The sequence below is a fragment of the Marinobacter sp. 1-4A genome (genome assembly GCF_016597725.1).
Classification (GTDB): domain Bacteria; phylum Pseudomonadota; class Gammaproteobacteria; order Pseudomonadales; family Oleiphilaceae; genus Marinobacter.
This window is the reverse complement of record NZ_VCGY01000004.1, coordinates 156264-182797: the sequence shown is the minus strand read 5'-3', so window position 1 is coordinate 182797 and position 26534 is coordinate 156264. Positions and strand designations below refer to the sequence as shown.

The 26534-nt window shown below is 52.3% G+C and carries 19 protein-coding genes; 8 read left to right on the top strand and 11 right to left on the bottom strand.

Translation table 11 applies throughout. The features are described from left to right. Window positions 1-40 precede the first annotated feature (40 nt). Window positions 41-466, bottom strand: coding sequence for a cytochrome c-550 PedF (gene pedF, locus FE845_RS10655; protein WP_200364344.1), 426 nt, complete (start codon window positions 464-466; stop codon window positions 41-43). A gap of 369 nt (window positions 467-835) precedes the next feature. Here pedF and FE845_RS10650 point away from each other — a divergent pair, with 369 nt between their 5' ends. Beyond that, a complete protein-coding gene (locus FE845_RS10650; RefSeq protein WP_200364342.1) occupies window positions 836-2686 on the top strand; it encodes a methanol/ethanol family PQQ-dependent dehydrogenase in 1851 nt (616 codons plus the stop codon). Between the two features lie 72 nt (window positions 2687-2758). After that, window positions 2759-3409 carry a pentapeptide repeat-containing protein gene (locus tag FE845_RS10645; RefSeq protein WP_200364340.1) on the top strand — a complete coding sequence of 217 codons (651 nt, stop codon included), beginning with the start codon at window positions 2759-2761 and terminating at the stop codon, window positions 3407-3409. Between the two features lie 45 nt (window positions 3410-3454). Here FE845_RS10645 and FE845_RS10640 read toward each other — a convergent pair whose 3' ends face one another. Continuing rightward, window positions 3455-4138 (bottom strand): response regulator transcription factor, encoded by a 684-nt coding sequence (locus FE845_RS10640; RefSeq protein WP_200364338.1) that lies wholly within the window; start codon window positions 4136-4138, stop codon window positions 3455-3457. Between the two features lie 204 nt (window positions 4139-4342). Between FE845_RS10640 and FE845_RS10635 the strand changes: the two genes are divergently transcribed. Continuing rightward, entirely contained in the window at window positions 4343-4873 is a 531-nt protein-coding gene (locus tag FE845_RS10635; RefSeq protein WP_200364336.1) for a rhodanese-like domain-containing protein, read from the top strand. Between the two features lie 223 nt (window positions 4874-5096). Beyond that, window positions 5097-5777 carry a response regulator transcription factor gene (locus FE845_RS10630; protein ID WP_200364734.1) on the top strand — a complete coding sequence of 227 codons (681 nt, stop codon included), beginning with the start codon at window positions 5097-5099 and terminating at the stop codon, window positions 5775-5777. A gap of 16 nt (window positions 5778-5793) precedes the next feature. Here the strand turns inward: FE845_RS10630 and FE845_RS10625 are convergent, their stop codons facing one another. The 3 genes from FE845_RS10625 to FE845_RS10615 form a co-directional block, all read right to left on the bottom strand. Then, window positions 5794-7989: a hybrid sensor histidine kinase/response regulator gene (locus FE845_RS10625; RefSeq protein WP_227714287.1), complete on the bottom strand. Its 2196-nt coding sequence runs from the start codon at window positions 7987-7989 to the stop codon at window positions 5794-5796. Between the two features lie 43 nt (window positions 7990-8032). Beyond that, window positions 8033-9187 carry a nitric oxide-sensing protein NosP gene (nosP, locus tag FE845_RS10620; RefSeq protein WP_200364334.1) on the bottom strand — a complete coding sequence of 385 codons (1155 nt, stop codon included), beginning with the start codon at window positions 9185-9187 and terminating at the stop codon, window positions 8033-8035. 254 nt (window positions 9188-9441) lie between these two features. Beyond that, a complete protein-coding gene (locus tag FE845_RS10615; protein WP_200364332.1) occupies window positions 9442-10542 on the bottom strand; it encodes a porin in 1101 nt (366 codons plus the stop codon). A gap of 297 nt (window positions 10543-10839) precedes the next feature. Here FE845_RS10615 and FE845_RS10610 point away from each other — a divergent pair, with 297 nt between their 5' ends. Beyond that, a complete protein-coding gene (locus FE845_RS10610) occupies window positions 10840-12882 on the top strand; it encodes a TonB-dependent receptor family protein (protein WP_200364330.1) in 2043 nt (680 codons plus the stop codon). A 44-nt stretch (window positions 12883-12926) separates the two neighbouring features. Here the strand turns inward: FE845_RS10610 and sstT are convergent, their stop codons facing one another. After that, window positions 12927-14150, bottom strand: coding sequence for a serine/threonine transporter SstT (sstT, locus tag FE845_RS10605; protein ID WP_200364328.1), 1224 nt, complete (start codon window positions 14148-14150; stop codon window positions 12927-12929). A gap of 268 nt (window positions 14151-14418) precedes the next feature. Between sstT and FE845_RS10600 the strand changes: the two genes are divergently transcribed. Beyond that, the gene (locus FE845_RS10600) at window positions 14419-14871 is read left to right on the top strand and encodes a DUF302 domain-containing protein (protein ID WP_200364325.1); all 453 of its coding nucleotides are present in this window, start codon (window positions 14419-14421) and stop codon (window positions 14869-14871) included. 115 nt (window positions 14872-14986) lie between these two features. Here the strand turns inward: FE845_RS10600 and FE845_RS10595 are convergent, their stop codons facing one another. The 4 genes from FE845_RS10595 to FE845_RS10580 form a co-directional block, all read right to left on the bottom strand. Then, window positions 14987-16489 carry a flavin-containing monooxygenase gene (locus FE845_RS10595; RefSeq protein WP_200364323.1) on the bottom strand — a complete coding sequence of 501 codons (1503 nt, stop codon included), beginning with the start codon at window positions 16487-16489 and terminating at the stop codon, window positions 14987-14989. 204 nt (window positions 16490-16693) lie between these two features. Further along, complete coding sequence (locus FE845_RS10590; RefSeq protein ID WP_200364321.1) at window positions 16694-18316, bottom strand: GMC family oxidoreductase; 1623 nt, start codon at window positions 18314-18316, stop codon at window positions 16694-16696. A gap of 66 nt (window positions 18317-18382) precedes the next feature. After that, a complete protein-coding gene (locus tag FE845_RS10585; protein WP_200364319.1) occupies window positions 18383-20038 on the bottom strand; it encodes an acetolactate synthase large subunit in 1656 nt (551 codons plus the stop codon). A 76-nt stretch (window positions 20039-20114) separates the two neighbouring features. Beyond that, window positions 20115-21728: an FAD-dependent oxidoreductase gene (locus tag FE845_RS10580; protein WP_200364317.1), complete on the bottom strand. Its 1614-nt coding sequence runs from the start codon at window positions 21726-21728 to the stop codon at window positions 20115-20117. Window positions 21729-21874: 146 nt separating this feature from the next. Between FE845_RS10580 and FE845_RS10575 the strand changes: the two genes are divergently transcribed. Then, window positions 21875-22888 carry a helix-turn-helix domain-containing protein gene (locus FE845_RS10575; RefSeq protein WP_200364314.1) on the top strand — a complete coding sequence of 338 codons (1014 nt, stop codon included), beginning with the start codon at window positions 21875-21877 and terminating at the stop codon, window positions 22886-22888. Here FE845_RS10575 and FE845_RS10570 read toward each other — a convergent pair. Continuing rightward, window positions 22885-24624 (bottom strand): N-acyl-D-amino-acid deacylase family protein, encoded by a 1740-nt coding sequence (locus FE845_RS10570; RefSeq protein WP_200364312.1) that lies wholly within the window; start codon window positions 24622-24624, stop codon window positions 22885-22887. The two genes, FE845_RS10575 and FE845_RS10570, sit on opposite strands and share 4 nt — an antisense overlap. Before the next feature lie 202 nt (window positions 24625-24826). Here FE845_RS10570 and FE845_RS10565 point away from each other — a divergent pair, with 202 nt between their 5' ends. Next, window positions 24827-26515, top strand: coding sequence for a GGDEF domain-containing protein (locus FE845_RS10565; protein WP_200364310.1), 1689 nt, complete (start codon window positions 24827-24829; stop codon window positions 26513-26515). Window positions 26516-26534 lie beyond the last annotated feature (19 nt).

The following is a 26534-nucleotide window of genomic DNA, read 5'->3' as shown; positions in this document are numbered from 1 at the left end:
CACCTCCTAGTCAGGATATCGAGTACTTATGCGAAAGCTGTTACTGCCCGGATACCGATTCCACATAGGTCCGTATGGACCAAATGGCCGTTTGCCCGAGATTGCTTTTAAAGGAAGGCATACCCCGGTCGGTTCCGTTCATTACCCGCCCGATAAAGTACTCATCGTCCCATTCTGTGAGCTCACGCAAATCCGGGGTTAAACCACCGGATTGGGCCTCAATGCCGTGACAGCCGGCGCAATTTCCGGCGTAAGCACTCATACCAACTTCAACGGCTTCTGCATTCAATTTGCTTAGCTCATTTCCGTCGCGAAACGGGTTTTCGTTCAGAGCTTCACGGCCCAGATCCGGCAGGTCACCCGTATCAACTGGCTGTGGCGTCACGTTACCGTGCCCGGCAGCGGCTGCAGCCCATACCAAGGCTCCAGCGCAAAGGATCTTTTGAATCAACTTGGAGTACGACATAGCCTCATACCTCTTTTTGTTTTGTCTGCCATTGTTTTCCCAAGTAGCCATGCGGCGTATCGGGCTGTCTCCAAGTCTAAGAAATGCCTTACTTGCCGGTGTACTCCACTTTGGCTGCTGCGCCTTAGATCTTTGGTAGTAGACCTATCGACCAGAGGCCAAAGCACGAGCCACCTGCCCCGGGAAACGGAAAAACCGAACAATCAGCCTGTTGCACATCTGCCAGGAACATTTCCCGGACTGCACTATCCCGAATCCCGATCACCTCATGGTTTTCTCCGTCGCCTGATTGAGCACTCCATGCCAATACTCATGGCGTCAACGCAACCAATGAATGCGTTTGTCACAACAACAATTAAGGGGAAAGTCATGAAAACGCTGTTTACCAAACGCCCCCTGATGCGCGGTATCAGCCTGGCGCTATCGATAGGCGCGGCTGGATTGGCGACTCAGGCACATGCTGCGGGCGTTACATGGAATGACATCGTTAACGATGCAGAAACCACTCAGGACGTTCTCGGGTACGGGATTGGTCCAAAAGCCCAACGCTACAGCCCAATGACCATGATCAACAAAGACAACGTTGAACGAATGGTTCCGGCATGGTCGTTCTCGTTTGGAGATGAGAAGCAGCGAGGCCAGGAGTCCCAAGCACTGGTTCACGACGGAATTATCTACGTAACCGGTTCCTACTCACGCCTGTACGCCCTGGATGCAAAAAGTGGTAAGCGGCTTTGGGAATATAGCCATCGTTTGCCGGAAGGCATTCGCCCTTGTTGTGATGTGGTAAATCGGGGCGCAGCGATTTTCGGCGACAAGGTTTTCTTTGGCACCCTCGATGCGGGCATTGTTGCTCTCAACAAAAAAACCGGAAAAGTCGCTTGGCGCGTGAAGTTTGGTGATCACGAAGCGGGCTACACCATGACCGGCGCCCCAACACTGATCAAGGATCAGAAAACCGGAAAGGTTATGCTTATTCACGGCTCATCGGGTGATGAGTTCGGCGTTGTCGGCAAACTCTACGCTCGGGATCCCGAGACAGGTAAAGAGATCTGGATGCGCCCATTTGTTGAAGGACACTATGGTCGTTTGAATGGCGAGAAGAGCACACCCTCTGGCGACCCACGGGCTCCCAGTTGGCCAGATGACCCTAATACCGAGACTGGGAAAGTGGAAGCCTGGAGCCAAGGTGGCGGAGCGCCCTGGCAAAGCGCGAGCTTTGATGTCGAAACCAACACCATCATTGTTGGCGCAGGCAACCCTGCCCCCTGGAATACCTGGAAGCGCACAGCTCCCGGTGGTGACCCGGCAGACTACGACAACTTGTATACCTCTGGACAGGTGGCGGTGGACCCCACCACCGGTGAGGTGAAATGGTTCTATCAGCACACGCCAAACGATGCCTGGGATTTCTCCGGCAACAATGAACTGGTGCTTTTTGAATACACCAAAGACGGCAAAAATGTAAAAGCGACCGCACACGCAGACAGAAATGGCTATTTCTATCTGGTTGATCGCACCAATGGTGAGTTCCAGAATGCCTTCCCATTCGTGGATAACATCACCTGGGCCACCAGTATTGGTGCCGATGGCCGCCCCGTGGAAGGCAAAGGCCAGCGTCCACCACCGGTTCCCGAGGGAAAAACCCGTGGCGAATCCATAGAAGTCTCACCACCTTTCCTTGGTGGTAAAAACTGGAACCCCATGGCTTACAGTCAGGACACCGGGTTGTTTTACATCCCAGCCAACCACTGGAAAGAAGACTACTGGACCGAAGAAGTCACCTACAAAAAAGGTGCGGCTTACCTTGGCCAGGGCTTCCGTATCAAACGCATGTACGACGACCACGTTGGCATACTGCGGGCGATGGACCCACTAAGTGGCAAGGTGAAGTGGGAACATAAAGAGCCCATGCCTTTATGGGCCGGCGTGCTGGCCACCAAAGGCGGCTTGGTATTCACTGGTACAGGCGATGGCTACTTCAAGGCATTTGACGCAGATACTGGCGAAGAGCTTTGGAGGTTCCAGACCGGCTCGGGAATCATCTCCCCACCCATCACCTGGGAAATGGACGGCGAACAGTACGTAGGTGTTACCTCAGGCTATGGCGGAGCAGTGCCTCTCTGGGGTGGCGATATGGCTGAACTGACCAAGCCTATTTCACAAGGTGGGTCTTTCTGGGTGTTCAAAATCCCCTCTTGGGCAACAGCGGCCAAGTGATCCATTAGCTTTGTCCATCAACAAAGGGAGCCGCCAATACACGGCGGCTCCTGATTTGTTCCGGAGTACACCATGAAGACAATAATAAAGCTGGCTTTACTCGCCTTCATCACGCCTGCTTTAGCAGAGGACTATCTGGCGGACGTGCGCCCACCGGAGTTTAATGGCTGCATACTGGAGCAACACTCTGTGTGCTCTGGTGCTGACCTTAAGGGTGCAGACATGTCAAACCTGGACTTGAAGTCTGTGGACTTCAGCGGCGCCGATCTGACCGGAGCTATTCTGAATCACACCAGTTTGAGGGGCGCCAATCTCAAAGGGGCCAAGTTGGACAAGGTAACCGCCTATCGCGTCAACTTGTATAGAGCCGATGTGCGCGGAGCAAGCATTCGCGAGGCGGAACTTCAGGGCGCTACCGGGCAGTACCTGTTCGCTCAGGGCGCGGATTTTACTGGCTCCAACATGGCTGGAGCGAACTTCGATTTTGCAAGGTTCTCTGGTGCTACGCTTATAGAAACCGACCTGACCTTCGCAAGCCTTGAGATAGCCTGGCTACCAAAAGTCGACCTAGCTGATGCCAACCTGTTTGGAGCCAACCTGCAAGAAGCAAAATTTGGAAGTGCCAACCTTGCAGGCGCCGATCTACGAAACACCCGCATTCACTACGCTACGTTTGTAGGCACCTTTATGGACGAGTGCACAGGCTGCCCGGTAGATTGGTAAATTTGATTGAGCTTCATGCGCAAGGGAAAGGATGCCCAGCAGGAATCAGTTAAAGCAGGCAGGGCTTTCGCTGCCCGCAGTTCCAAACTGGACCAGCCCGGAATCCACGGCAAAGTGTAACAGGCCAAGCGAGGATGAAATTTCCAGCTTGTTTTTGAGTACAGACAGGTGGTTGGCAACGGTCTTCACACTGATATTCAAGCGCTCGGCAATGGTTTTATTGGATACCCCGCGCGCGGTTAGAATCAGTACCTCCAGTTCACGCTGTGTCATCTCAGTTAATCTATTGCCAACAGTGTTTCTAAGACAGTTACGACCCGACTGCACCATGGCCATCTGGGTGGCCAATTCATGTTCAAGATACACTTCCCCAGCCGCAGCTTTCTCTATGGCTTTTTTCAGTTCCGTAGAACTGCAGTTTTTCGATATGTAGCCTTGGGCCCCGAGCCCAAGCGCTTGCTTAACAAGGCCTGGGTCGTCCATTGAGGACAAAAACAGAACATTGGCCCTGCGCCATCTCTGGCGGATGCGCCTGCAGAGCTCTAGCCCGGAATAGTCTGGAAGCAAGGCCTCAGTAATAAGAACATCCGGAGCATAATCAGTGTACTCATTGACTGCTTGCGCTCCACTATCTGCAGTCATAACGATAATACCCGGCATGGTGCTCCTGAGCAGGCAGGCTGTTGCATCCCTTACCAACCGTTGACCATCTGCTAGTACGACCTTCATGGTGCATCACCTCAGAGCGCCCGGCCTGATTAAGGCCCAGAAAAAGAAAAGATGCTTTTATCCTACCCCGCCCCCATTCTGGCTAAATGGTTCTTTAGTACTGTCTACTTAGTGCTGTTCATTTACGACTTTTCGAATATTTACCCTTTTTTGAGGCTCACGTAGTTTGGTCCCTACACTTCGTGAAGCTACTGGAACACCAAGATGAAAGCTCTGTGTATACTCATGCTTGTTATTGCCCTGCCTGTGCTGGCATCCACCTCTCTTTTTTCCTCGGATGGCTACCGGATCGACCGTTACCGAAGCCCCACGCCGGACACTGCCCCAGGCGCCGAAACAATCGATACGAAAAAGCTTCAGGCGCTACTGAAAGCAGGTCTTCGCCCAGTAGTGATTGATGTAATCAACTCCGAATACAGAGCCGGACTATTCATTGAGACAACACCTCATACCTCGGTGCCTGGAGCTTTCTGGCTGCCCAATACCGGGCGCGGCGAGCTAAGTCAGCTCTGGCAGGACTATCTTGTTAAAAATGCACTCAAGCTTACAACAAACAACCAGGACCACCCTGTTGTGGTGATGTGTAAATCCGACTGCTGGCTCTCCTGGAACGCTACCCGGCGGCTGCATCTAGCTGGTTTCACCAACTTGTTCTGGTATAAAGACGGCATAGATTCATGGGAGAGTTCTGATCTCCCTGTTCAGGTAATTACCCCTGTCCCACCGGAGTTCTGAAAATTCAGCTCTGACAAAAGTCAAAAATAGTACTTTAGTCTCTAATTTTTGATGCAATGGTCGCATTCAACTCCTGACGACAGTGGCGTGTAATGGCACAACTACAACAAAAATCAGGGGCGTCGCCATGCTTAACCAAGCCAGCACCGTATTTGCAGACGAAACGAGTTATCATAATCCGGAAACCACTTCCGCCACTGACGACCAACGGGCAAGCACGTTAATGGAGCCGACTTATAAAATTCTGATCGCTGACGACCACCCTCTTTTTCGCGAGGCTATAAGCAGCGTTATTGTGTCTGGTGTTGAAGGTAGCGAGGTTCTTCAAACCGATGATCTGGACAGCGCCCTTTCGGTAACTCGCGAGAACGATGATCTCGACCTGATTCTTCTGGATTTGAACATGCCAGGCATGAACGGGCTGAACGGTTTAATGACTTTGCGAAACGAAGCGCCAACCATTCCCGTGGTTATTGTCTCAGCAGAGGAAGATAAGCAGGTGGTTTTGCAGGCGATCACTTACGGCGCGGTAGGCTTTATTACCAAGTCGTCGCCCCGGCAGGAGATGACCAAAGCGATTCAGCAGATTCTCAACGGTAATGTGTATTTACCATCGGATATCATTCGCACAGGTAAAGAAAGCAATAGCAACCGGCGCACCCGCAATGATGAAAACCCGGTTTCTGCAGAAATGCTGAACTCTCTCACCCGGCGCCAACTTCTTGTGCTGGAGCGCATGGCGAAAGGCGAATCCAACAAGCAAATTGCCTACAACCTCAATATTGCCGAAACCACTGTTAAAGCCCATGTGTCTGCAATACTGCGAAAGCTGGGTGTACACAACCGAGTGCAGGCCATTCTCTCGGCAGGTGATGTCGATTTCAGCCACTACCTGAAACGCTAGTGGCTGCACTCACAGCTCAGCCGCTTCGTAGTATGTGATTCAAAGCACTGCGAAGCTTGAGTGGCTTGACGGGCTTATTCATCAACACATAACCCAACTCGCGGATGTGCTGTTTCAGTTCATTGGTGTAGTTCGCGGTGATCATCACAACCGGCACCGGCGTGCGCCGACTCCCGTTGATAGCGGCCACTGTATCAACACCATTCTCATCGTTATCCAAATGATAGTCTGCCAGTATTACATCCACGGGCTCTTCTGATGGGTCCAGTTGGCGCTCCAGATCTGCCATAGACACTGCCGTAATCACCTCGCAACCCCAGGTTTCCAGCACCACCTTCATGCCGCGGCAAATGGCAGAATCATTATCGACAACCCATAACCTGCATCCGTCTAACTCTTGGCCAATATGGGTTATGGCATCCCGCTTCACGAGCGCTGGATTGGGCTTGTGTGTGGCTAGAGGTACACGAACACTGAACACGGAGCCCTTACCTTCCTCAGAAGACACACTGACCTCATGGTTCAGTATTCGAGAAATTTTATCGACTATCGCCAAGCCCAACCCAAGCCCTTTATCCGTCTGGGAATTCGTTGGATGAACACGTTTAAATTCCTGGAAGATCTCAACCAGCTTATTCTGAGGAATGCCCGGGCCTGTATCCCAAACCTGCAACACCACGGAACCGGCTTCCCTGCGAGAGCCAAGCAACACTCTGCCTTCGCCCGTGTAGCGGATTGCATTAGTAAGGAAGTTACGAAGAATCCGTGCCAGTAACTGGGAATCCGACTCAACTATGGCGGAGCTTCCTACGAAGTCGAACTGCAGTCCTTCTGCATTCGCCAACTGCCTAAATTCCCGCGCGATATTAATGAGAAGATCCCGCAGATCAAATGCAGTCACATCTGGCTTGATAACCCCCGCATCCAGCTTGGATATGTCGACCAGGGTGCCTAGCAGACCCTCGACATCATCCAGGGATGCACTAACCGAGTGAACCAGATCTTCGGCTCTTGGACCGAAGGAGTGCGCCTGTAATGCGCTGGTGAATAACCTTGCAGCATTCAGCGGTTGCAACAGGTCGTGGCTCACGGCCGCCAGGAATTTTGTCTTGGAAAGGTTGGCACGTTCAGCCTCCAGTTTCGCATCCCGCAAACGCGCTTCTGCTGCATTGCGCTCTGCGATCTCTTGCCGCAATTGGGTGTTTGCGTCTGTCAGCGCCAGGGTGCGTTCTGTTACCCTGGCTTCCAGTTCATCATAGGCTCGCTCAAGGGCCTCCGCAGCTTTGCGCCGATCGCTGATATCCCTGATGAGAACAAAAAAACCGGCAATCTCACCCTGCTCGCCAAAATTAGGCACGTATGAGCGAAGCATATAGCGTTCCTGGCCTTGCTCGCCGAACTCTTCAAATTCAAAAGTGACGCTGTTTCCAGACATTACACTTTCTATGTACGGTTTCAGCCGCTCATACAAATGCGGATGATGGATATCGCTCAAGCGTTTGCCCAAAGGCGATTCGCCACCGCGTCCGTACCAAGCGGCATAAACCTGATTACAAAACTGAATGCTGTTGTCTGCACCTACATAGGCGATCAGCGCCGGCACATGGTCGGTCACAACCCTAATCCAGCGCTCGCTTTCCTCCAGTGCACTCAAACGGCGCGCCATTTCGCTGTTTTTTACGTCGGTAATATCTGAGTAAAGCACAACCAAACCGCCCTCACGGGTGGGGCGTTCGGTCATTTGCACCCAGCGCTCATTGCTGAGTAAAAACACCTCACCCTCAGAGCCTGGTTCGCTGTGTTCCTCGAGGATCATTCCGGAGTTCATGGCAAGTGCGCGAACATCATTGATATGGGTGCCGGGCGAAGGCATGGCCACTCCTGCCTGACGCCAATAACTTCGAAAACGGCTGTTGCTTTGAATCAAACGGTGGTCATGATCAAAAAGCACAAAGCCATCAGCAATACTCTCGATAGCATCACTTAGGCGTTGGCGAGTAGTCTCCGCCTCCTCGCGGGCATGGGTCAGGGCTTCGGTGCGTTCACGCACCTGTTCCGCCAGCACAACAGAGTGCTCAAACGCCGCGTAGGGCTCAGGCTTGTATACAGATCCCGATTCAACCCGAACGATCAGGGCGTCCCTGATTTTTCGCAAACGTTCATTGTCGGCCTCTAAATGTGCAACTTTTTGCTGCAGGGCCTCTGTCGCCAGACAGGCTTCCTTGCTTGAAGCTACAAACAAGTGTTCGTTGGCACTAGCGATCGGGTTGACCAATGACCACCCCCGTAAATGTCTGGTTGATGTGCATTCCGTTGTACTGCTCACCGTAGGTATTGAATCCAACCACTTTATGGCGGCTTAAAAAGCCTGAAACTGCCTCTGATTGACCAGTCAGCTCTGACTCCAATCTGCGCAAAAAGCAATCACATCCGATAGTCACCAAGGGTTTACCGACAACCCGCTCGGAGTCTTCCAGCTGATCCCGCACGGCTCCGAGCAGCGAGCCTTGCGCCATGGCCGTCATCACAATTCCCGTTTCCACGGCGCAGTAAAAAGTCAGGCTTTTATCAGGGTTAACCCGTTGGATTGAGCGTACAAAGTAATTACTTCCAATCTTTACGCCCAGGGGCTGTAGTGCAAAAACCTCCCGGCTCAACGCATCGACTGTTACGCCAACCGCACGGGCGTAGGCTTCTGCGGCGGGCTCGGCGTTGAGTTCGTATACAGTGCGGGTATCTGAACTCGCATGGGTTACAACAAGCTTTTCGCTACCTTCAACCAAGTGATGGGTAGTAAACACCCGGAAATCCAAAGGCGTATTAATCAACAATACGGTTGCTGCTCCGGCATGAAAGCGCCCCTGGTGGAATACATAGGTGTCTGCCAAGTGTTCATCATCACCCGCTGAACCGCCAAATTGGGGAATGCTGCCAAGCACAGAGTTCAAGGCTGCCAGCACTAACTCCTCACGGCTTGAGAGCCCATCCAATAGCGTTAATGCAAAGGTGTTTCCCTTTATCGGGGCAAGCTTCCGGCCTCGGCATCCAGAAAGCAGGTCATCAATCACACTCTGGGCATCCCTCAAGGTAAATCGATCCATTTCCCCGATCAATGCACTCTTAATCGCGAAATATCGGCGATCGAAACCGATGGCTGTAATGCTGCCGCGGTCGTATCCCTGTGCGGTGATCTCACCTGCTGACGTACATCCTGATAGTCCGACGCCTGCAAACTCACGCTCAAGAGCCAAGCCCAGCTGGGCGAGGTCATACTCCGCAGAGCAAAAGAACAACACATGGCCCAAGTATTCGTGCAGAAGTTGGCTGGCTAGATCCCGTGCGGCTAAGCTCGGGGCTCGGATACCGGAACTTGCAACTTGTACTGCAGGCGGGGTTGATACTGACGTCATAGAGGTTGGTTCCACTGGGAATAGCTGTCTCTAAATTTTACGGTATCCAGATAACACGCCAATGCGACTTCAGTGCTTTTGATTGACTCAAAGCAATCACTATAACCTTATGTTTAATAAGGCATTAAAACGACCCCGTAAGACACGATGGCTTGGCATGAGCAAAAGCCAGTACTTTGGTATTAGCAGCCTTGATAAGCGGGCGGCACACACGCTGTCGTGCCGCCCGCTTAATCAGCCGCAATCGCATAAAATCAAAAGTTAACAATAGCGCCAATAGCAATTGTGTCTGTGTCGGTGCTTATCACGCCAGATGCTCGGTTTTTATCCTCGTACATGTTGTACTCGGCCACCAACTTGAAGTTGCTGTTCACATCGTGGAAGAAGCCAAACGTGTTGCTTTCGGTTTTTAGATTCAGGATTTCTGCGTCGGTTTTTCCATGGGACAACACAATCTTGTTTGGACCAAAAGCGTAAGAAGTCTGAATCAAATAACCGTCTGCACGGTCTTCCGTTAGCGCTTCATTCACAACCAGTACCGGGCTATTGCCTTTCGAATCGAACCCCGAGGCAGCAAGTGTAAAACCGGCAACTGAGCCTTTTACGCCATAACCGACGCCGGAACTATCAATGGTGGTGTTTCCGTTGGTTGAGGACTGATACCGGCCATTCAGCCAGCCGGTTAGCACAACACCATCAAGATCAACTGTATAGGTAATCTCTGATTCCATCCGCGGTGCAGAGTTCTCATCACCTGCTCCCGTTACCGTGTCAGCTGGGTCCAGAGCACCTACGGCAATCTGGAACCCACTTAGGTCTGGAGAACGATAGGTTATCTGGGCGGAAGGCGTTGGGTACGGGTAGCCTGCTCGAATATTGCCAAAGGACACGCCACCCGCCGCGCCCGGAGAGCCAAACCCCATCAAGATTTCATCAAGGAAGATATTCGAGCGAGCGAAAAGGCCGAAATCTTTACCCATCAGCACCTGGCCAAATGCCCCATCCACAGTCGCGTAAAATTGGCGAACATCAATTGCCGTATCGGTTGGGGAATCAAGACTATCGTTTATGGTTGTCCAGAATGACGATCGACCACCCAACACCAGGTCGCCCATTTCCTTGGTGAAGTTAAAGCCAATAGTATTTGGCAGGAAGCCCATTTTGATTCGGGTATCACGTGTGTCTGGAACTTCATCCTCACGGGTTACGTAAAACGCGTTGAAGTAGCCATCTACAGAAAAGGACGTACCATCTTCGTTATACAAATCGACGGAAGCGCTGGCACCCATGCTTGTGCCCAGAGCAGACGTTATTGCCAAAACCATGGCTGACTTTTTCAAATTGTTATTGTTCATAAATCCCCCAGTCCATTTTAAATTCCTGCACGGTTGGTTAGCAGGTGTAACCTCATGCTGTGCTATCAAAGCAATGGGAGAAATCGGCCAAGGGGGCTGGTTTAATGATCATTTAGAAGGCAGGACAAACAGAACTTTGGGACTAAGACCTACTTTGGCTGTACTCCTTTGGTCGCTTCATTTCGAAGAATTACGACCAGAAAGGCCCATTGAGGCCGAAGGGTGATCACTGAAAGTATGTATCCCGGTACTACTACAACAGTCGATACGGGTTAACGACTCCTTGAGGCCAGCGTAATGAAAAACAATAACTCTGCCATTGTCTGCTTGATTGGGCTTACAGCCATCCCCTTTGCGGCTCATGCCGAATCTGGTGCAGTCATCACCGTTACAGCACCAGTAATAGAGCGAGAGCTATACGAAACGCCCGTATCCATGTCGGTTATAAGGTCTGAAGCCATTAAAGATGGCCAACCCATGTTGAAACTCGATGAAACCTTGAGTCAGGTGCCAGGTATTTATCTGCAGAATCAGGAAAACTATGCTCAGGGAGAGCGAGTAGCAATACGGGGCTTTGGTTCCCGCGCACCTTTTGGCGTTCGGGGTGTAATGATTGTAGTAGATGGGATTCCCTACACCTTGCCTGACGGGCAGGCACAGTTAGACGCTATCGACCTGGACAGCGCGGAGCGCATAGAGGTTATTCGAGGCCCTGCTTCGGTTTTGTACGGAAATGCTGCAGGCGGTGTAATCAGCGTGGCCACGACAGACGGGCAAAGGAACCCGGACCAGACCTCAGTTCGCGCTACGGGTGGAAGCAACCGCTTCGGCAAACTTTCCCTCAGCAACAGTGGCAGCGCTGGCAACTGGTCACACAATGTGAACCTCTCGGCCTTGAACTACGAAGGCTACCGCGATCAGGCAGAAGTCGAAAAATACCTGTTCAATTCAAAGCTACGTTGGCAAATGGACAGCGATCGTTCCATCACGACCATCATCAACTTGCTTGATAACCCACGCTCACAAGATCCGGGCGCCCTTACCGCAGAACAGGTCGCTGAAGACAGAACCCAAGCTGGGCGTTTCACCGAGGAATATGACACAGGGCAAACCGTAGACCAGCAGGTAATTGGCCTGCAATACCAGGATCTTTCAGCTGGCGCTGGGGAACTGCGTGGGAAGGTTTACTACCTGCGGCGCAACTTCGAACAGCAGCTTCCTTTTCCTGGTCCCAGCCGTATTGACTACAACAGAGACTACTTCGGGGCGAGCACAGACTATCGCCAGTCATTCAAGGTTGCAGGTTTGCCGTTTCGATATGTAGCTGGAGTGGAAGCCCGGGAACAACGGGACGACCGCATTCGAACACAAATGAGTTTCGGTGGTGATTTGCAGGGATTAACCGCAGATGAGCTTCAAACTGCCACCTCCTTGAGCACCTTCGCTCAGGGCGACTTGAACTTAACGGACCAGTTGATTCTATCCATTGGCGGTCGATTCGATCGAATTCAGATGGACGTTTCCGACGAGTATCTTTTCGATGGAGACCAAAGTGGGGATCGCACCTTCAGGGAATGGAGCGGTTCTGCAGGGTTAAGCTATCGCTACCTGCCTAACCACCAAATTTTTACCAATATCAGTACCGCCTTTGAGACCCCAACCTTCTCGGAATTCGCCAACCCATCCGGCGTAGGCGGGCTAAACCCTGATACTCAACCGCAAAAATCCCTCAATCATGAACTGGGACTGCGTGGTGCCTTTGATTACGGAATGGATTACGACCTCACATTGTTTTGGGTAGATGTTCGCGATGAGCTAATTCCCTACCAGCTACCCGGGCCTGATGACAGAACCTTCTACCGCAATGCCGGAGACACAACGAGAAAAGGCATAGAAGCCACGGCGGGCTGGCTGCTTAACCAAAGTTGGCGGCTTGAAACTGCCCTCACCTTGGCGGACTACACATTTGATGAGTACACATCAGGCGGCAACGATTATCGTGGAAACCGGCTGCCGGGACTGCCAGAACAACTCTGGTCCAACCGACTACAGTGGCAGGGCTTGGGTGGCACCTTTGTAACGTTAGAAACCCGCTATGTCGGAAGCACGTTTGCGGATGATGCGAACAGCGTGAAAGTTGAGGACTACTGGTTGGCCAACCTGCGTGGCGGGAACACGTTTTACGTAGGAAGAAAGCTTCTCGTCAAAGGTTTTGCAGGCGTTCGCAACCTGACGGACAGAAATCATTTTGCCAACGTTCGAATCAACGCCAGCAATGACCGCTATTATGAGCCGGCTGCCGGCCGTACTTGGTATGCAGGGTTGGAGTTGAGCTTCTAACATAGTTAGCACTGTCCAACGACCGCTGGTTTTCCATAGATAGCTTAACGCTGCTTGGCGTCAGCCCGTCGACAAGCAGCTGCGGTAAATAATACATCAGTAGATGAGTTCAGCGCTGTCTCCATAGAATCTTGGACCACGCTAATCACAAAACCAATCGCAACCGCTTGCATGGCTACTTCCGTTGGAATTCCGAACAAACTGGTTGCCAAGGGGATCAGCAGAAGCGACCCACCAGCAACGCCAGACACACCACAGGCTGCCAATGCCGAGACGACGCAAAGTAGGAGCGCCGTTCCAAAATCCACCGGGATTCCAAGCGTATGCGCCGTAGCGAGGGTAATCACAGAAATGGTAATCGCCGCGCCAGCCATGTTTACCGTGGCACCGAGAGGGATAGAAATCGAGTAGGTGTCGGGATCCAGTTTCAGGCGCTCCGACAGCTCCAGATTAACGGGGATATTAGCTGCAGAACTGCGCGTAAAAAAGGCCGTAATCGCACTGCCTCGTAAGCATTCAAACACCAACGGATAGGGATTGCTGCGAATCTGCCAGAAAACAATGAGTGGATTCGTAACCAGAGCCACGAACAACATACAGCCAACAATAACCGCCAGCAGTTGGCCATAACCTAACAGAGCGCTGATACCAGACTCCGCAAGTGTATTGGCAACCAATCCGAAAATACCCAGAGGCGCAAGGCTAATCACGCCACGAACAATCCCGGAGATGGCGTCAGACAAGTCTTGAAGGCCTTGCTGAGTGGTATCGCTGGCTGTACGGAGCATAAACCCGAAACCAACCGCCCAGACAAGTATGGCAATAAAATTGGACTCCATAAGTGCTTTAACCGGATTGCTTACCGCGCTGAGCACTAGATTATGAAGGATTTCGCCGATGTTCGACGGCGGATTACCACTGACGCCGGTCAAATCGAGCGATAGCTGAGTTGGAACCAGAAAGCTGGCGACCACAGCAACCACGGCTGCCGCAAGTGTTCCTAATATGTAAAGCAGCAACACTCCACGTATGTGGGTGGGCTGCCCCTGAGTGTGGCCGGCAATGGCCGCCGCCACCAACACAAAAACCAACACCGGGGCGACCGCTTTCAATGCCTTCACAAACAGCTGACCAAGCAGCGCCACCGAGCTAGCAGCATCAGGTGATACAACCACCAGTAAAACACCGGCGACAATGCCAAGAGCAATCTGAGAAACAAGCCCCAAACGCATGATCGGTCGAAATAAGTTGGTCAGTGCAGAAAACATGGAAACCTCGCGCGGCTCTTTCAATGGAGTGGATGCTTGGTGGGCGCTTATGGTACCGCATCGAGATCCCCTCGTTAATTCCACGAGGCATGTAGCCATTCATCATTATGATGTTCGGTTGTCTGCTGATTGTTTACTTCTTCCCTATTGTCGCGCTTAACTTGCCCTTATACCTATATCGAGGGCAAATCAGGTGATAGGCTGATTTTCAAATCACGTACGACAGAATGTCGTACTACAGGCACAAACATCGTCATCGAGGTAGGTCATGAAGACAATAAAGTACGCTGTCGCACTCTTTCTGGTTATGGCATTCGCCCAAGCCCAAGCCGCTGATGGCCTGATTTCGGTTAAGAGCCCTTACAGCGCCCAGAAAACCATGAACAAGTTCGAAGGCGTTGTGAAAAGCAAAGGCTTGAACGTGTTTGCGCGCATAGACCATGCAGCAGGTGCTGAAAAAGCAGGTATGGTACTTAGACCTACCGAGTTGCTGATTTTTGGAAATCCACAGGGCGGAACCCCATTCATGAAGTGCGCACAAACTGTCGGGATAGACCTGCCACTTAAGGCCTTGGTTTGGGAGGACGAATCAGGACAGGCATGGCTTGGTTACAACGACCCGACATATTTGGCCAAGCGCCATAAGATTCCAGAATGTGTGGTAGCTGAGAAGCTTGGCGGTGCACTGGCAAGTTTTGTAAAGGCGGCATTGGCGCCTTAGTAAGGCCTAGCCCGTAAAGTATTCTGATCGCTCCGCATCCCGTCAATCAGTATGACCGTCGGCTTGCCGCTGTGCACCTTATCCATACCCTTCCCGTTTTTATCGTAGGTTGGTATTAGGCCGTAGCGGCTTGCTGAAGATCTGACTCCCGGGAGGGTGTGGAAGCTGCAGCTTTAAACAACAGGTTCCCATCATCCACAGGGTCTTTAACTAGCATTTTTTTATCCTTACCGTAATGCATGGTTATCCTCCATGGGTCGGCCTTACCCTGCCGTGGCATTTTGTCGATTGCCCGCATGATGTAGCCAGGTGCAAACCCTTCCAGCACACTGGCATCGGTCGCGTTACTCCCTGTGTCTACCGCTGTGGCGACTCGCATTCCGGCTTTGTCCATGTGGGCAAGCAGTCGACATAAATAGCGCCCACCAATATCGCATTTGAGGGTCCAGGGCGCGTTGGTATATCCAAAAATCCACCCGTAATTGGGTACGTCTTGAATCATAATGCCCTTGTACGCCATTTTTCCGGGCAGGTTCACTTCTTCATTGTCGATGCTGAGTGTCGACCCACCCATCAACTGAACGTCCAACCCTGTCGCAGCCACAACAATATCTGCGGCAATATGCTGGCCTGTATTCAACACAATGCCGGTTTCATCAAAGCGGTCGATATGGTCGGTTACGATAGTTGCCTTCCCCGAGCGCAAGCTTTCAAAAAAGTCTCCATCAGGCGCAGCACACAGGCGCTGATCCCACGGCATGTACTCAGGTGTAAGATGACGTTTATCAATGTTTGGCGCATGTTTGTACATATGCGACAAAAACATCTTTCGCATCGTGTTAGGCCAACGTTGGCAAGCTAAGTAAAGAGCGCGCTGGAAAAGAATGTTGCGCCTGCGGGCCAGTTTGAACACCCAAGCCCTTGGTAATACTTTGTTCAACACCATCGACATCTTGTCGGTGTTCGGTAGGGACATAATGTAAGTAGGTGAGCGTTGCAGCATGGTAACTTTTGCAGCTTTTTTCGCCATGGCTGGCACCAGCGTTACTGCAGTAGCACCACTACCGATGACCACCACTTTCTTTCCGCTATAATCGAAATCTTTAGGCAAGCTCTGGGGGTGAACAATATCCCCTTTAAACACGTCTTCCTTGGGGAAGCTTGGGCGATAGCCCTGGTCGAAGTTGTAATATCCGGCACAGTTAACCAGGAAGTTGCAGCTAAGCACTGCCTCCTCACCCGTTGCTTCCTGTACACAAGAAACTATCCACTTTTGTTCTTTGGTCGACCAATTAGAGTTCTTGATTTTCAGGCCAAATTTGATCTTCTCGTACAATCCGAATTCTTCTGCCGTTTCGCGCACATACTCACGTATATCGTCGCCTTGGGCTAATACGTTTTCGGAATACCAAGGCTTGAAGTTAAACCCGAAGCTGGCCATGTCGGAATCCGAGCGTATGCCGGGATAACGAAACAGATCCCAAGTGCCTCCCACGTTTTCACGGCGCTCCAGTATCGCAAGAGATTTTTCAGGGTGTTCCCGTGCAATGTGACATGCCGTTCCAATGCCGGAGAGCCCGGCACCAATAATGATGATGTCGTAGTGTTTTATGGCCACCTGAGTTTCCTTGTTGTTATTTTCTAACCAATGTTAACGTTGATTTTCGCAAAGGCTGCCGAGACAATATCGATAGAATAAGACATTTTTTTGATATAACACGCCACTCCAACCTCTTGCACACACAAGTGTACCGATAAGCATCGCTCGAAAGTTGGGTTCGGAGATAGCCCCTGCAGCCTGCCAGAATGACCCTCTACTCGTTTACCCAGAGGTATTCAGAGCCTGTTCCGGTGCGTTCAAAATACTGTAAGCACCCTTCTCGGCAATCATCACAGTCGGTGCATGAATATTGCTGCCGGTAATGGTCGGCATCACAGACGAATCGACAACTCGCAACCTCTTCACTCCATGAACCCGCAACTCTGAACCCACCACAGCCATGGCATCTACTCCCATGGCGCAGGTGCCTGCCGTGTGATAGACCGTCTCAACATTTTTTCGTATCCACTGGCGCAATTGGTCATCGCTCTGAACCATTGGGCCCGGGCTCTCCTCACCGCCGTGGAAGCGTTCCATGGCTGGCTGGGCGAGAATCTCACGGCCCAGACGAATACCCCGCACCAGAGCATCAAGCTCTTTTTTCCGGCCAAAGTAGTTGGCATGAATAAACGGATGCACAAACGGATCAGCACTGCGTAGCCTTACACTGCCGCGACTCTCTGGGCGGAGATGGCAGATATGAAGCACGAATCCCGCTCGCAGTGATGTGAACAAGCCACGGCCATGGGGCTGCATCCGGATGGCGGCAAACTGCAGTTGCAGATCTGGGATAGACTCATCTGGGTGCGAGCGTACAAAACCACCACAATCCGTGGGCGTAAACACGAAGTTTTTCTGCCTCAGCATCCGCATGAAAAAAGCCACGCTGTTACGGGTCGGAGCGACCGCCAGCGAGGTACCGGTCTTGTCCCGGCAGCGAATGATGACATCGGGATGATCCTGCAAGTTTTCACCAACGCCCGGCAAATCATGGACCAATGGAATGCCATGGGCCGTCAGCTCAGCGGCCGGGCCCACACCAGAGAGCTTCAGTAGCTGCGGTGAATTGATAACACCGGCACTGAGGATAACTTCTCTAGTGGCCGTCAGAATGTCACGCTTACCCCGCTGCCCGTTCCGAGCAAATTCCACCCCGGTGGCAACCTTACCATCAAAACAAATTCGGGTGACATGCACGCCCGTTAGAACGGTAAGATTGGGCCGAACCAAGGCTTCGTCCAAAAATGAGTAAGCGCTGTTTGCCCGCTGCCCTGAAGGTGTCTGGGTTACCTGAAAAAAACCACAACCTTCCTGTTCTCCATCATTGAAGTCTTTTCTAATGGTTTCGCCAGCTTCACCGCAGGCATCCACAAAAGCCTCACTGACAGGAAAATGGTAGTTGGTATCCACAACATCCATGGTGCCTTGATTGCCATGACAACCATCAGCACCGCGTTCCTGCCGTTCCGAGTGACGGAACCAGGGCAGCACACTCTGGTAATCCCAGCCGGGGTTGCCGAGTGAGGCCCAGTGGTCGAAATCCTGCGGGTGGCCACGGGTGTAAATCATGGCATTGATGGAGCTAGACCCTCCCAGCGCTCGGCCCCGAGGCCAGAAAAACGGGCGATTGCCGGTGTATTCATCCGGCTCGGTATGATAGCGCCAGTTGTATGTACGGCTGTTCATCAACATCAACATATTCAAGGGGTTGCAGTTGCGTATCCAGTGGGTGCGATCACTGGGACCAGCCTCTAGCAGGCAAACCCGGTTACCCGGATCTTCCGACAGTCGGTTGGCCAACACACAGCCGGCAGATCCAGCCCCGATGATGATGTAGTCGTACATGGCGGTTCCTGTTTTGCTGATCTTTATGGCATCAGGGCAACCGGCCAGAGGTTGCCCGTTGACCGGTCAGGGCGCGATCTTGTTTTTTAGGGTACGGGTGACCGACAAAGGCAAGCTCGGTAACGAACGCAGCACCCAAGGTAGAATTTTGCGTTTCAGTCCGTTGAGGGATTCCGGCACCATGGCTTCGATCAAGTGTGGGCCCGGCTGTGACAACGCATATTCAAGTGCGTGATTGAAGGCTTCAGCGGTGTCTACCCGAACGCCATGAACCCCCATGCCCTGCGCCAACTGGGCAAAGTTCAGCACCGGCCCGTTCAGGTCCAACTGAGATTTGGCCTTGTCTCCGGCATCTTCTGCACCCACTCGCTCCAGCTCTATGTTCAGCACCGAGTAAGAAGCGTTGTTGAATATAATGGTGGTGACATTCAACTGCTCACGGGCCATGGTCCAAAGGGCTTGAATGGTGTACATGGCGGTGCCATCGCCGATCAGTGCAATCACTGGCCGTTCCGGGCAAGCAATAGCCGCGCCGACTGCGTTGGGCAGGCCCTGACCAATGGCACCTCCGGTCAAGGCAATCATGTCATGACGGGGCGAGCCTGCGGTCATGGCATTCAGCATCAGTCCTGAAGTAATGGCCTCGTCGATAATAATGGCATTCTCTGGCAGGTAGTGGCCTACGGCCTTGCAGACTTTGGGTGCTGAGAGGCGACCACGAGGTGCCGATGGGCGCTGCAGTTTTTGAGTCTCGGGCTGAGCTTTGTCGGCTCCCAATGCCGCGACCAGCGTTTCAAGGCTGGCCAGAGCGTCTTGTTCTGGGCGGGACAGGGTGTGAACCGTGCAAGTATCCGGCACCAGATAGCTCTTTTTGCCAGGGTAGGCAAAGAAGGAAACGGGCGCCTTGCTGTCTACCAAAATCAGGTGATCAATGTCGGCCAGTTGAACGCCTGCCAGTTCCGCCAAATAGGCTACACGCTCAACCGGCGGCAGGCCTTCTCCACGCTCCATACGAGTCGGAAAGGTTTCTGCAAGCAGCGTCACACCGTTTGCAGCGGCAACCTTAGCGGCCGCCATCAATGCCGGCTCTCGCAAAGCCCGGCCCCCAAGTAGCAGTGCTGTCTTTTTGCCGGAGCGAATGGCGTCCACCACAGCGCGAACGGCACCATCATCGGCAGCCGGGGGCGCTACCTGCGCCGGAAGCGCGCATGGGCTACCCCCCTCTCCCCAAGAGACATCGGCGGGCAGGATCAACGTGGCCACTTGGCCGGGCAGGCCGCGGGCGGTTGTGATGGCTTCTACCGCGTCTTTACACAATTCAGCGGTAGTTTGTGACGTACGGACAAAACCCGGTGACACATTGCGAGCTACAGTTTCAATATCAGACTGCAACTGCGCATCGTATTTCACGTGGGCAACAGCGTGGTCCCCTACAATGTTTACCACCGGCACCTTGCCTTTGCGGGCATTGTGCAGGTTTGCCAAACCATTACCGAGCCCGCAACCTAGGTGCAGCAGAGTGGCGGCAGGTTTGTCGGCCATTCTGGCGTAACCATCTGCCGCACCGGTTGCCACCCCTTCAAACAACGCCAGCACGGCGCGCATTTTCGGTTCATCATCAAGCGCCGCTACAAAGTGCATTTCGCTGGTTCCGGGATTGCTGAAACAAACTTCGATACCAGCATCCACCAGGGTTTTCATCAAGGCTTGTGCGCCGTTCATGGGAAATCTCCTTATTTTTGTCTTGTCACGGTTAGTACCGCGTATGCAAGCTTGATCATTGTTGTACTGCTCTCAACTAGGCTCTGGCTAAAATGGATCTTGCTGCTGCCCGGGCGGTCATAATGCAGCCCGGTAAAAACGTGCCTTCAAGAGATCGTTTGCCATTACAGCCGCCCCCACCAAAACCAGCAGCTTCACCCACACAGTAAAGCCCGGGTATGGGCTTATTGTCGGCTCCAAGCGCACGGGACATAAGATCGGTACGCAAGCCTCCGAGGCTTTTGCGTGTAATCAGTTGCATGCGCACAGCGATAAATGGCCCGGTGCCTTTCTTTTGCAGCGGCGCAGGCTTGCAGGTGCGCAGCTTATCCGGCCCCCATTTGCGGGCATGCATTATGCGGCGGATTTGATCATCGTTTTCCAGCTTGCTGCCAGCCGCAAAGTTTGCATCGAACGCATCAGCCGTAGCCTGCAACGTGGCTGGGTCAACATCGTGGGAGCGGGTCAGCGCATTCATTTTCTCGGCTAACTCAACGAGCGTGTCTGCAACGAGGAAGTCATCGCTTTCACGAGCCATCTGCTTGACCAGATTGTGGTTGCCGGTCAAGGTTTCGAACACAAAACGAACCAACTGTTTGTCGCGTATACGCTGGTTGTGCTCCGCGCCGGAGATGGCAAATTCTTTGGCTGCAATGCGCCAGTTCAGCAGGTGCCAGGTCCATGGCTGCTCCTGCTCGGCAACACGCTGGCATAGCCAGTGGGTATCAAAGCCGGTTACCAGTGGCTCCGGGCCAATCCGCCTGCCTTTATGGTCGAGCCACAGGGCAGATTTGCAAGGGATGGTTGATAGGCCGTGGCCTTTAAAGTGCGGATAAGGATGGGGGAAGCCAGCGGCGTAGTTCCACATTTCCCCAGCGTTAACGATATTGCCACCGAGTTTGTCGGCCACTTCGTGATGGAGTTTCCCATCGGCGTAAGGATGGGCACCATTCAACATGGCTTTTGGCATGGGTCGATCTTTTGGCCAGTTGGCACGGGTTTGTTGATGGTTCCCGTTGATTCCACCAGTCGCTACCACCACCGTCTGGGCCGTTAAGTGGATCGGTTCACCCGTTCTATCATTGGTGCCAATGGCACCGGTAACGCGACCATCACGGCTCTCCAATGAACTAATGCTGTGCTGATGCAATACTGTGAGGCGATTGCCTATTCCGGCATCCCGCATGGCCGCAATCAGAGTGCGGGTAAGCTCTCGGGAGGTTCCAAACACTATGTGATAGCGCGGCACACTGTTCCCTTCACCTAACCGCCCCCGCTCAACCCAGTTCACCGCAGGCAAAAACTTTATACCTTCGGCTTTCAGCCAGTCATACACCTCACTGCAAGAATTCTGCACATAGTAACGGGCCCAAGCGAGGGAGTGCTCGTCTTCAGTATCTAGCTCACCAAAGCTGATCCAGTCTTTCAAGGCGCGCTCGGGGTTATCCGGAATACCCATTTTGCGTTGCAGCGGAGTATCAACCAAAGCCATACCGCCAAACGCCCACAATGCTAGCCCTCCCAGACGCTCAGGTGTATCCCGGTCTACCAATGTAACGGTTTTGCCCGCCCGAAGAAGTTCTAGCGTCGTAACTATGCCAGCGATACCGCCGCCAATAACCAGTGTGTCTGAGGTAATCTGATTGGCCATATAGAAACTCCTTGGGGCTAGTAGGACATCAAGCTGGGTTGGCCGTAAGGATAACCAGAATAATGCAGATCAACTTTAATTACTTGACCAAACACGAACCAGAATTTGACAATACACGAACAGAAGTCATTTTCAGGACAGGCGTCATGCAATATTTTGCACGCAGTGGGGCGTTAGTGGGCTTTCCCGAAATGGTACGTGGCTACGGCGAGCATCCTTACCGGTTAATGCGTGAGGTCGGCCTTAGCCCCGCCCTCTTGAAAGATACCGACCTGTATATTCCTTACACAAGTCTCGCGGAATTGCTAGCTTTGGCTGCGGAGCGCTGTGGTGCACCGGAATTTGGCGCCCGGTTGGGGTATCGACAGGGATTGGAAGCGGTGGGTGCCCTGGGGTCTTTGATGTGTATGCAATCTACGATTGCAGATGCCGTCCGTATTTTGTTGCGCAACTTGGCCTTCCATGCCCATGGCGTCCAGATTGATGTGGATGTTAATGGGTCTGCGATGGAGATGCGGATGGCGTTCGCGTTCGAAGCCCGCACGGACTGCCGGCAACTGATCGCTCTGAGCTTGGCGCTACTTGTAAGCGGCACAAAGCAGCTGAACGCGGGGGCACCGCAGCCCGAAGAGGTGGAACTGGCCCTAGCCGACAACGGAAACTTCGAGGCGTATCGGGCTTTCCTAGGCCCAAACCTGCAATTTGGCGGGTTAGAGAACCGAGTGCAGTACCCTACTTCACTCCTGAACTTACCCGTTCTGGCAACAAACGATGTGCGCCAGCGCATCAGCCAGCAATGGCAGAGGAACCAAACACAGATCAAGGCGCCTAGCCTGCGATCCCGAGTAGACCGAAGCATCACAGCTCTACTGCCTACTGGCGAATGCAATCTGGATACCGTCGCTAGGGTGTTAGGCAGCCATCCGCGGAGCTTGCAAAACCGCCTAAAATCCGAGAACACCAGCTTTGGTGAGCGCTTGCGAATAAACCGCCAACGTCTCGCCTGTCAGTATTTGAAAAACACCGATATGGATTTGGCCCAGCTGGCTCTGAATTTAGGCTACGCCGACCTAGCACCTTTTAGCAGGGCCTTCAAAACATGGAAAGGATGCTCGCCTCGGGTCTGGCGCAAACAAACTCGAACAGAGCCACGCCTTTAACGTGCGGGAATAAACGAACCGTAGCCCATCTCGCGTCCAAACTCCGGCAAAAACTCTTCCTCATCTACCGCCAGCTTTCCATTGACCATTACAGTTTTCACGATACCCGGATTCCGGTTAACAAGTCTTTGCAGATCAAAGTTTTCCATTTCTCCCCAAGAAACCTCTTCAAGGTTCTGGTTAAAGCCTGATGGATCGAGCACCACAATATCGGCGCGATCGCCCTCCCGAATTTTGCCCGCTTCGATACCAAACCAATCGGCCTGGTCACCGGTCAAACGATGAACTGCCTGTTCCATAGTCATCACCGCATCGCCCTCGTCGATGGATTCCTGAACCAACTTCAACATACGTAGCGGCAAGTTGTAGAAAGCCATATTGCGGATGTGAGCACCGGCATCGCTGAAAGTAATGAGTGTGGTGGGGTCTTTTACCAGTCGTTTCAGAACCTGTTTACGGTGGTTTCCAACCGTGGTGTACCAACGTATTTTCTTGCCGAACTCCACGACAAGATCAAGAAACAAATCCACCACATGAATACCGCGCGCCTTCGCCACTTCTTCAAAGTTTTTGCCGATTAGTGATTCATCAGGGCAGTCAATGATCATGGCGTCACCAAAATCCCGCTGCCAAACCCGAGGGCTTAGTTTTTCACCATAGAACTTCCGGAAGTCACGTCGGTATTCCTCACTTTGCAGGAGGTCGTTTCGTTCCACTGCATCTTTCAAATCCAGAGCCATCTCCCCTGCTCCAAATTCCTCAAAGAACACAACGTCAATACCGTCGGCGTATACAGTAAAAGGTGTCGGCAGAACCTGCCATCGGAAGTCTCCCCGAAAGGCATTGGTAAACAATGAGGTTAGCTTGGTGAGGGTTGTTAACGCGGCGCTGCCCTTTAAGTCCATCTGACTAATCAAAGTCGTTTTCAATGGTCGCCGCAATAGCCCAACGCACTCACGAACATACTGAAGAATCTGCAAAGGCGTAGCGGCATTCGGCGCACCTTGATGCACCCGGCCATACTGGCGCACGAGCTTATTCAAACGTACGACCTCACCCCACTTGGCGTAAGTGCTGGGCAAGCTCTTGGACCATTCGCGATCACCATCCACCTTGTCCCACTTCAAGCACATGGTCGACAGGCCGAGGAAGCCTTCATCAAGCGCTTCTTTCAACAGACGCTCCATAGTCTGCAATTCTTCTTCAGTGGGCTGGATGGACAAGTCTGTGGCGCGACTCAACCCCATCACACCCACCCGCATGTCGCTATGGCCCAGAAAGCTGACCACGTTAGGGCCGAGGGGCATCTGTTTAATGTGCTCAACCCACTGTTTTGGGGTCGACCAAGTTTTGTGTTCCTTCAAAATCGGCAGTACCCGCTCCCTCGGTACGGTTTCAACGCGAGTAAAAATGTCTGAAGCATCTTCACAGTCGCTGCAAATCATGCTTAGAGAACAACTACCCACCAGCACCGTAGTGACACCATGACGCACAGATTCAGAAAGGCTCGGGCTCACCAATAACTCGGCATCGTAATGGGTATGAGTATCCAGAAATCCCGGCGTGACCCATTTACCAGCTGCGTCGATTACACGGTTGGCCTGATCATGAGGGAGAGGGTCTGCAGTAACTTTCGCAATACGGCCGTCTTTGACCGCCAAATTACGAATGGAAGATGGTGCGCCAGTGCCGTCGAAGTAACGGCCGCCTTCGATGATGAAATCGTACGGGGTCATCGCGTTATCTCTTTTCGGATGTTGTTATTGTGTTTTTTATTTCGGAGGAATGAGTCTACATTGTGAGCGGCCGCGCTGGACACTGCTAAACTCTTTTCCTAGTTTCAGCGTACCGGGTGTGTCCTGATACTATACTGTTCATTACAAAACACTTTAATGGATTGAGAACATGGGGTCGCCAAGAGTGCCAAGGATTGCCTTAATGCCCAAGCTCTCACTCTATTTAGTTTTGGTAGCCATTTGGTTGGCTTGCAACCTCGCTCAGGCCGCGCCGGTTGTGGATGTGGCTGGCGACGACGTTGAGTTAACCGACTTTCAGGTTGGGTATTTCGCCGGCGATGCGCGACTGCTGGATTACGAGGCGGTTCGTGAACAAACGTTTGAAGCATCCGGAAACATCGCCCCAGTGGGTACTGGCCTTCAGGCAACCTGGTATCGAATCGCCCTGCATAACTCCGATACCGACGATAAACACCTCTACCTCCACCTGCCTCAGGCGTATCAAATTCGCTCAATTGAAGTTTTTGAAGAGCGTGCTGATAAGCTGATTGGCCAGACATACGTTGATCTTAACGAAGCCAGCAACCACCCACTGATGCATTTGGGAACGGTCATCTATCCATTCTCGGTGCCTGCCGGGGAAACAACCGTTTTTTACGTGTACAGCCAACTGTACTCCCATCACTACTTTGCAGCGGAAGTTTTCGATCTCAAACATTCCCGGGAGGCAGTCACCAGAGGTGGGCTCGACATCGCTGTGCTGGCAGGAATGCTTTTGGCACTGGTGTTCTATAACTGCTTGCTTTTCCTTGCCTCTCGCAAGCAAGAAAATATTCTTTATTCCCTATATCTGGTTTCAGGCCTCATCTGGATTTCCCTTTCTTACGGGCTGATTGCCAGAGTATTCAACGCTTATGGAGATTCCGTTTTCATACTTAATCTGTCGGGATTTACCATACTGATTTTTTTGCTTTTGTTCATGATGGCCATTTTCGAAACCCGACGATTTTACCCAACGGAACATCGGTTTTTACAGGGCATGCTGGCCGTGATTGTTGCGGGCTTCTGTTATGGCCTGATCGACATCATCGCGGTGCTTGAGGTCATTAGCAGTCTCGTGGCATTGACGATGGTAGTGACGAGTTTAGTCAGCGTTTCACTGCTTTTAAAAGGCAACCCGTTAATCAAATTCTTTCTTATCGGTCACTTATTCTTCGTACTATTCAATGGCCTTGCCATGATGTACTACAAGGGAATCATTGAACCCAATTATTTTAATAGCCATGGAGTTGTTCTCGGTATAGTACTAGAAGCCCTCATGCTCGCGTTTATTATCTCGTACCGAATCCGAGTGCTGGAAAAAATCCGCTCCCAGCAGGCTGAACTCAAACGGCAAGCTGCCACCGATCCGCTTACCGCTGTGTTTAATCGACGCTATTTTATGGTTGAAGGTGAGCAAATGGTCAGACAAGCAGCCTCTAAAGGCGAACCGACTTCTGTCATCGCTGTGGATATCGATCATTTCAAAACAGTCAACGACACCTATGGCCACCAAGCAGGCGACCGTGTATTGATTAATGTGGCAGAAATTTTCCGAAGGATCAGTAGGGATCAGGATTTGATTTCAAGGTTCGGCGGTGAAGAATTTATGATTCTTTTACCCGGGGCTGACACATCAGAGGCTCAAGACTACGCCGAGCGTATTCGTAGGAGCGTTGAGCAACATGTTACTGAGGCTGGTAATGGTGTTTCTGTTCTGGTGACGGTCAGTGCGGGTATTGCCGAGATAAAAACAGCGTCGGAATCTTTAGAAAAAGCCCTCAACCGGGCCGACAGCGCCCTATACGAGGCCAAGGCGGCGGGTAGGAATCAGGTACGCTGTGCGCCTTAACGAATTCAGTCAGGCCAAA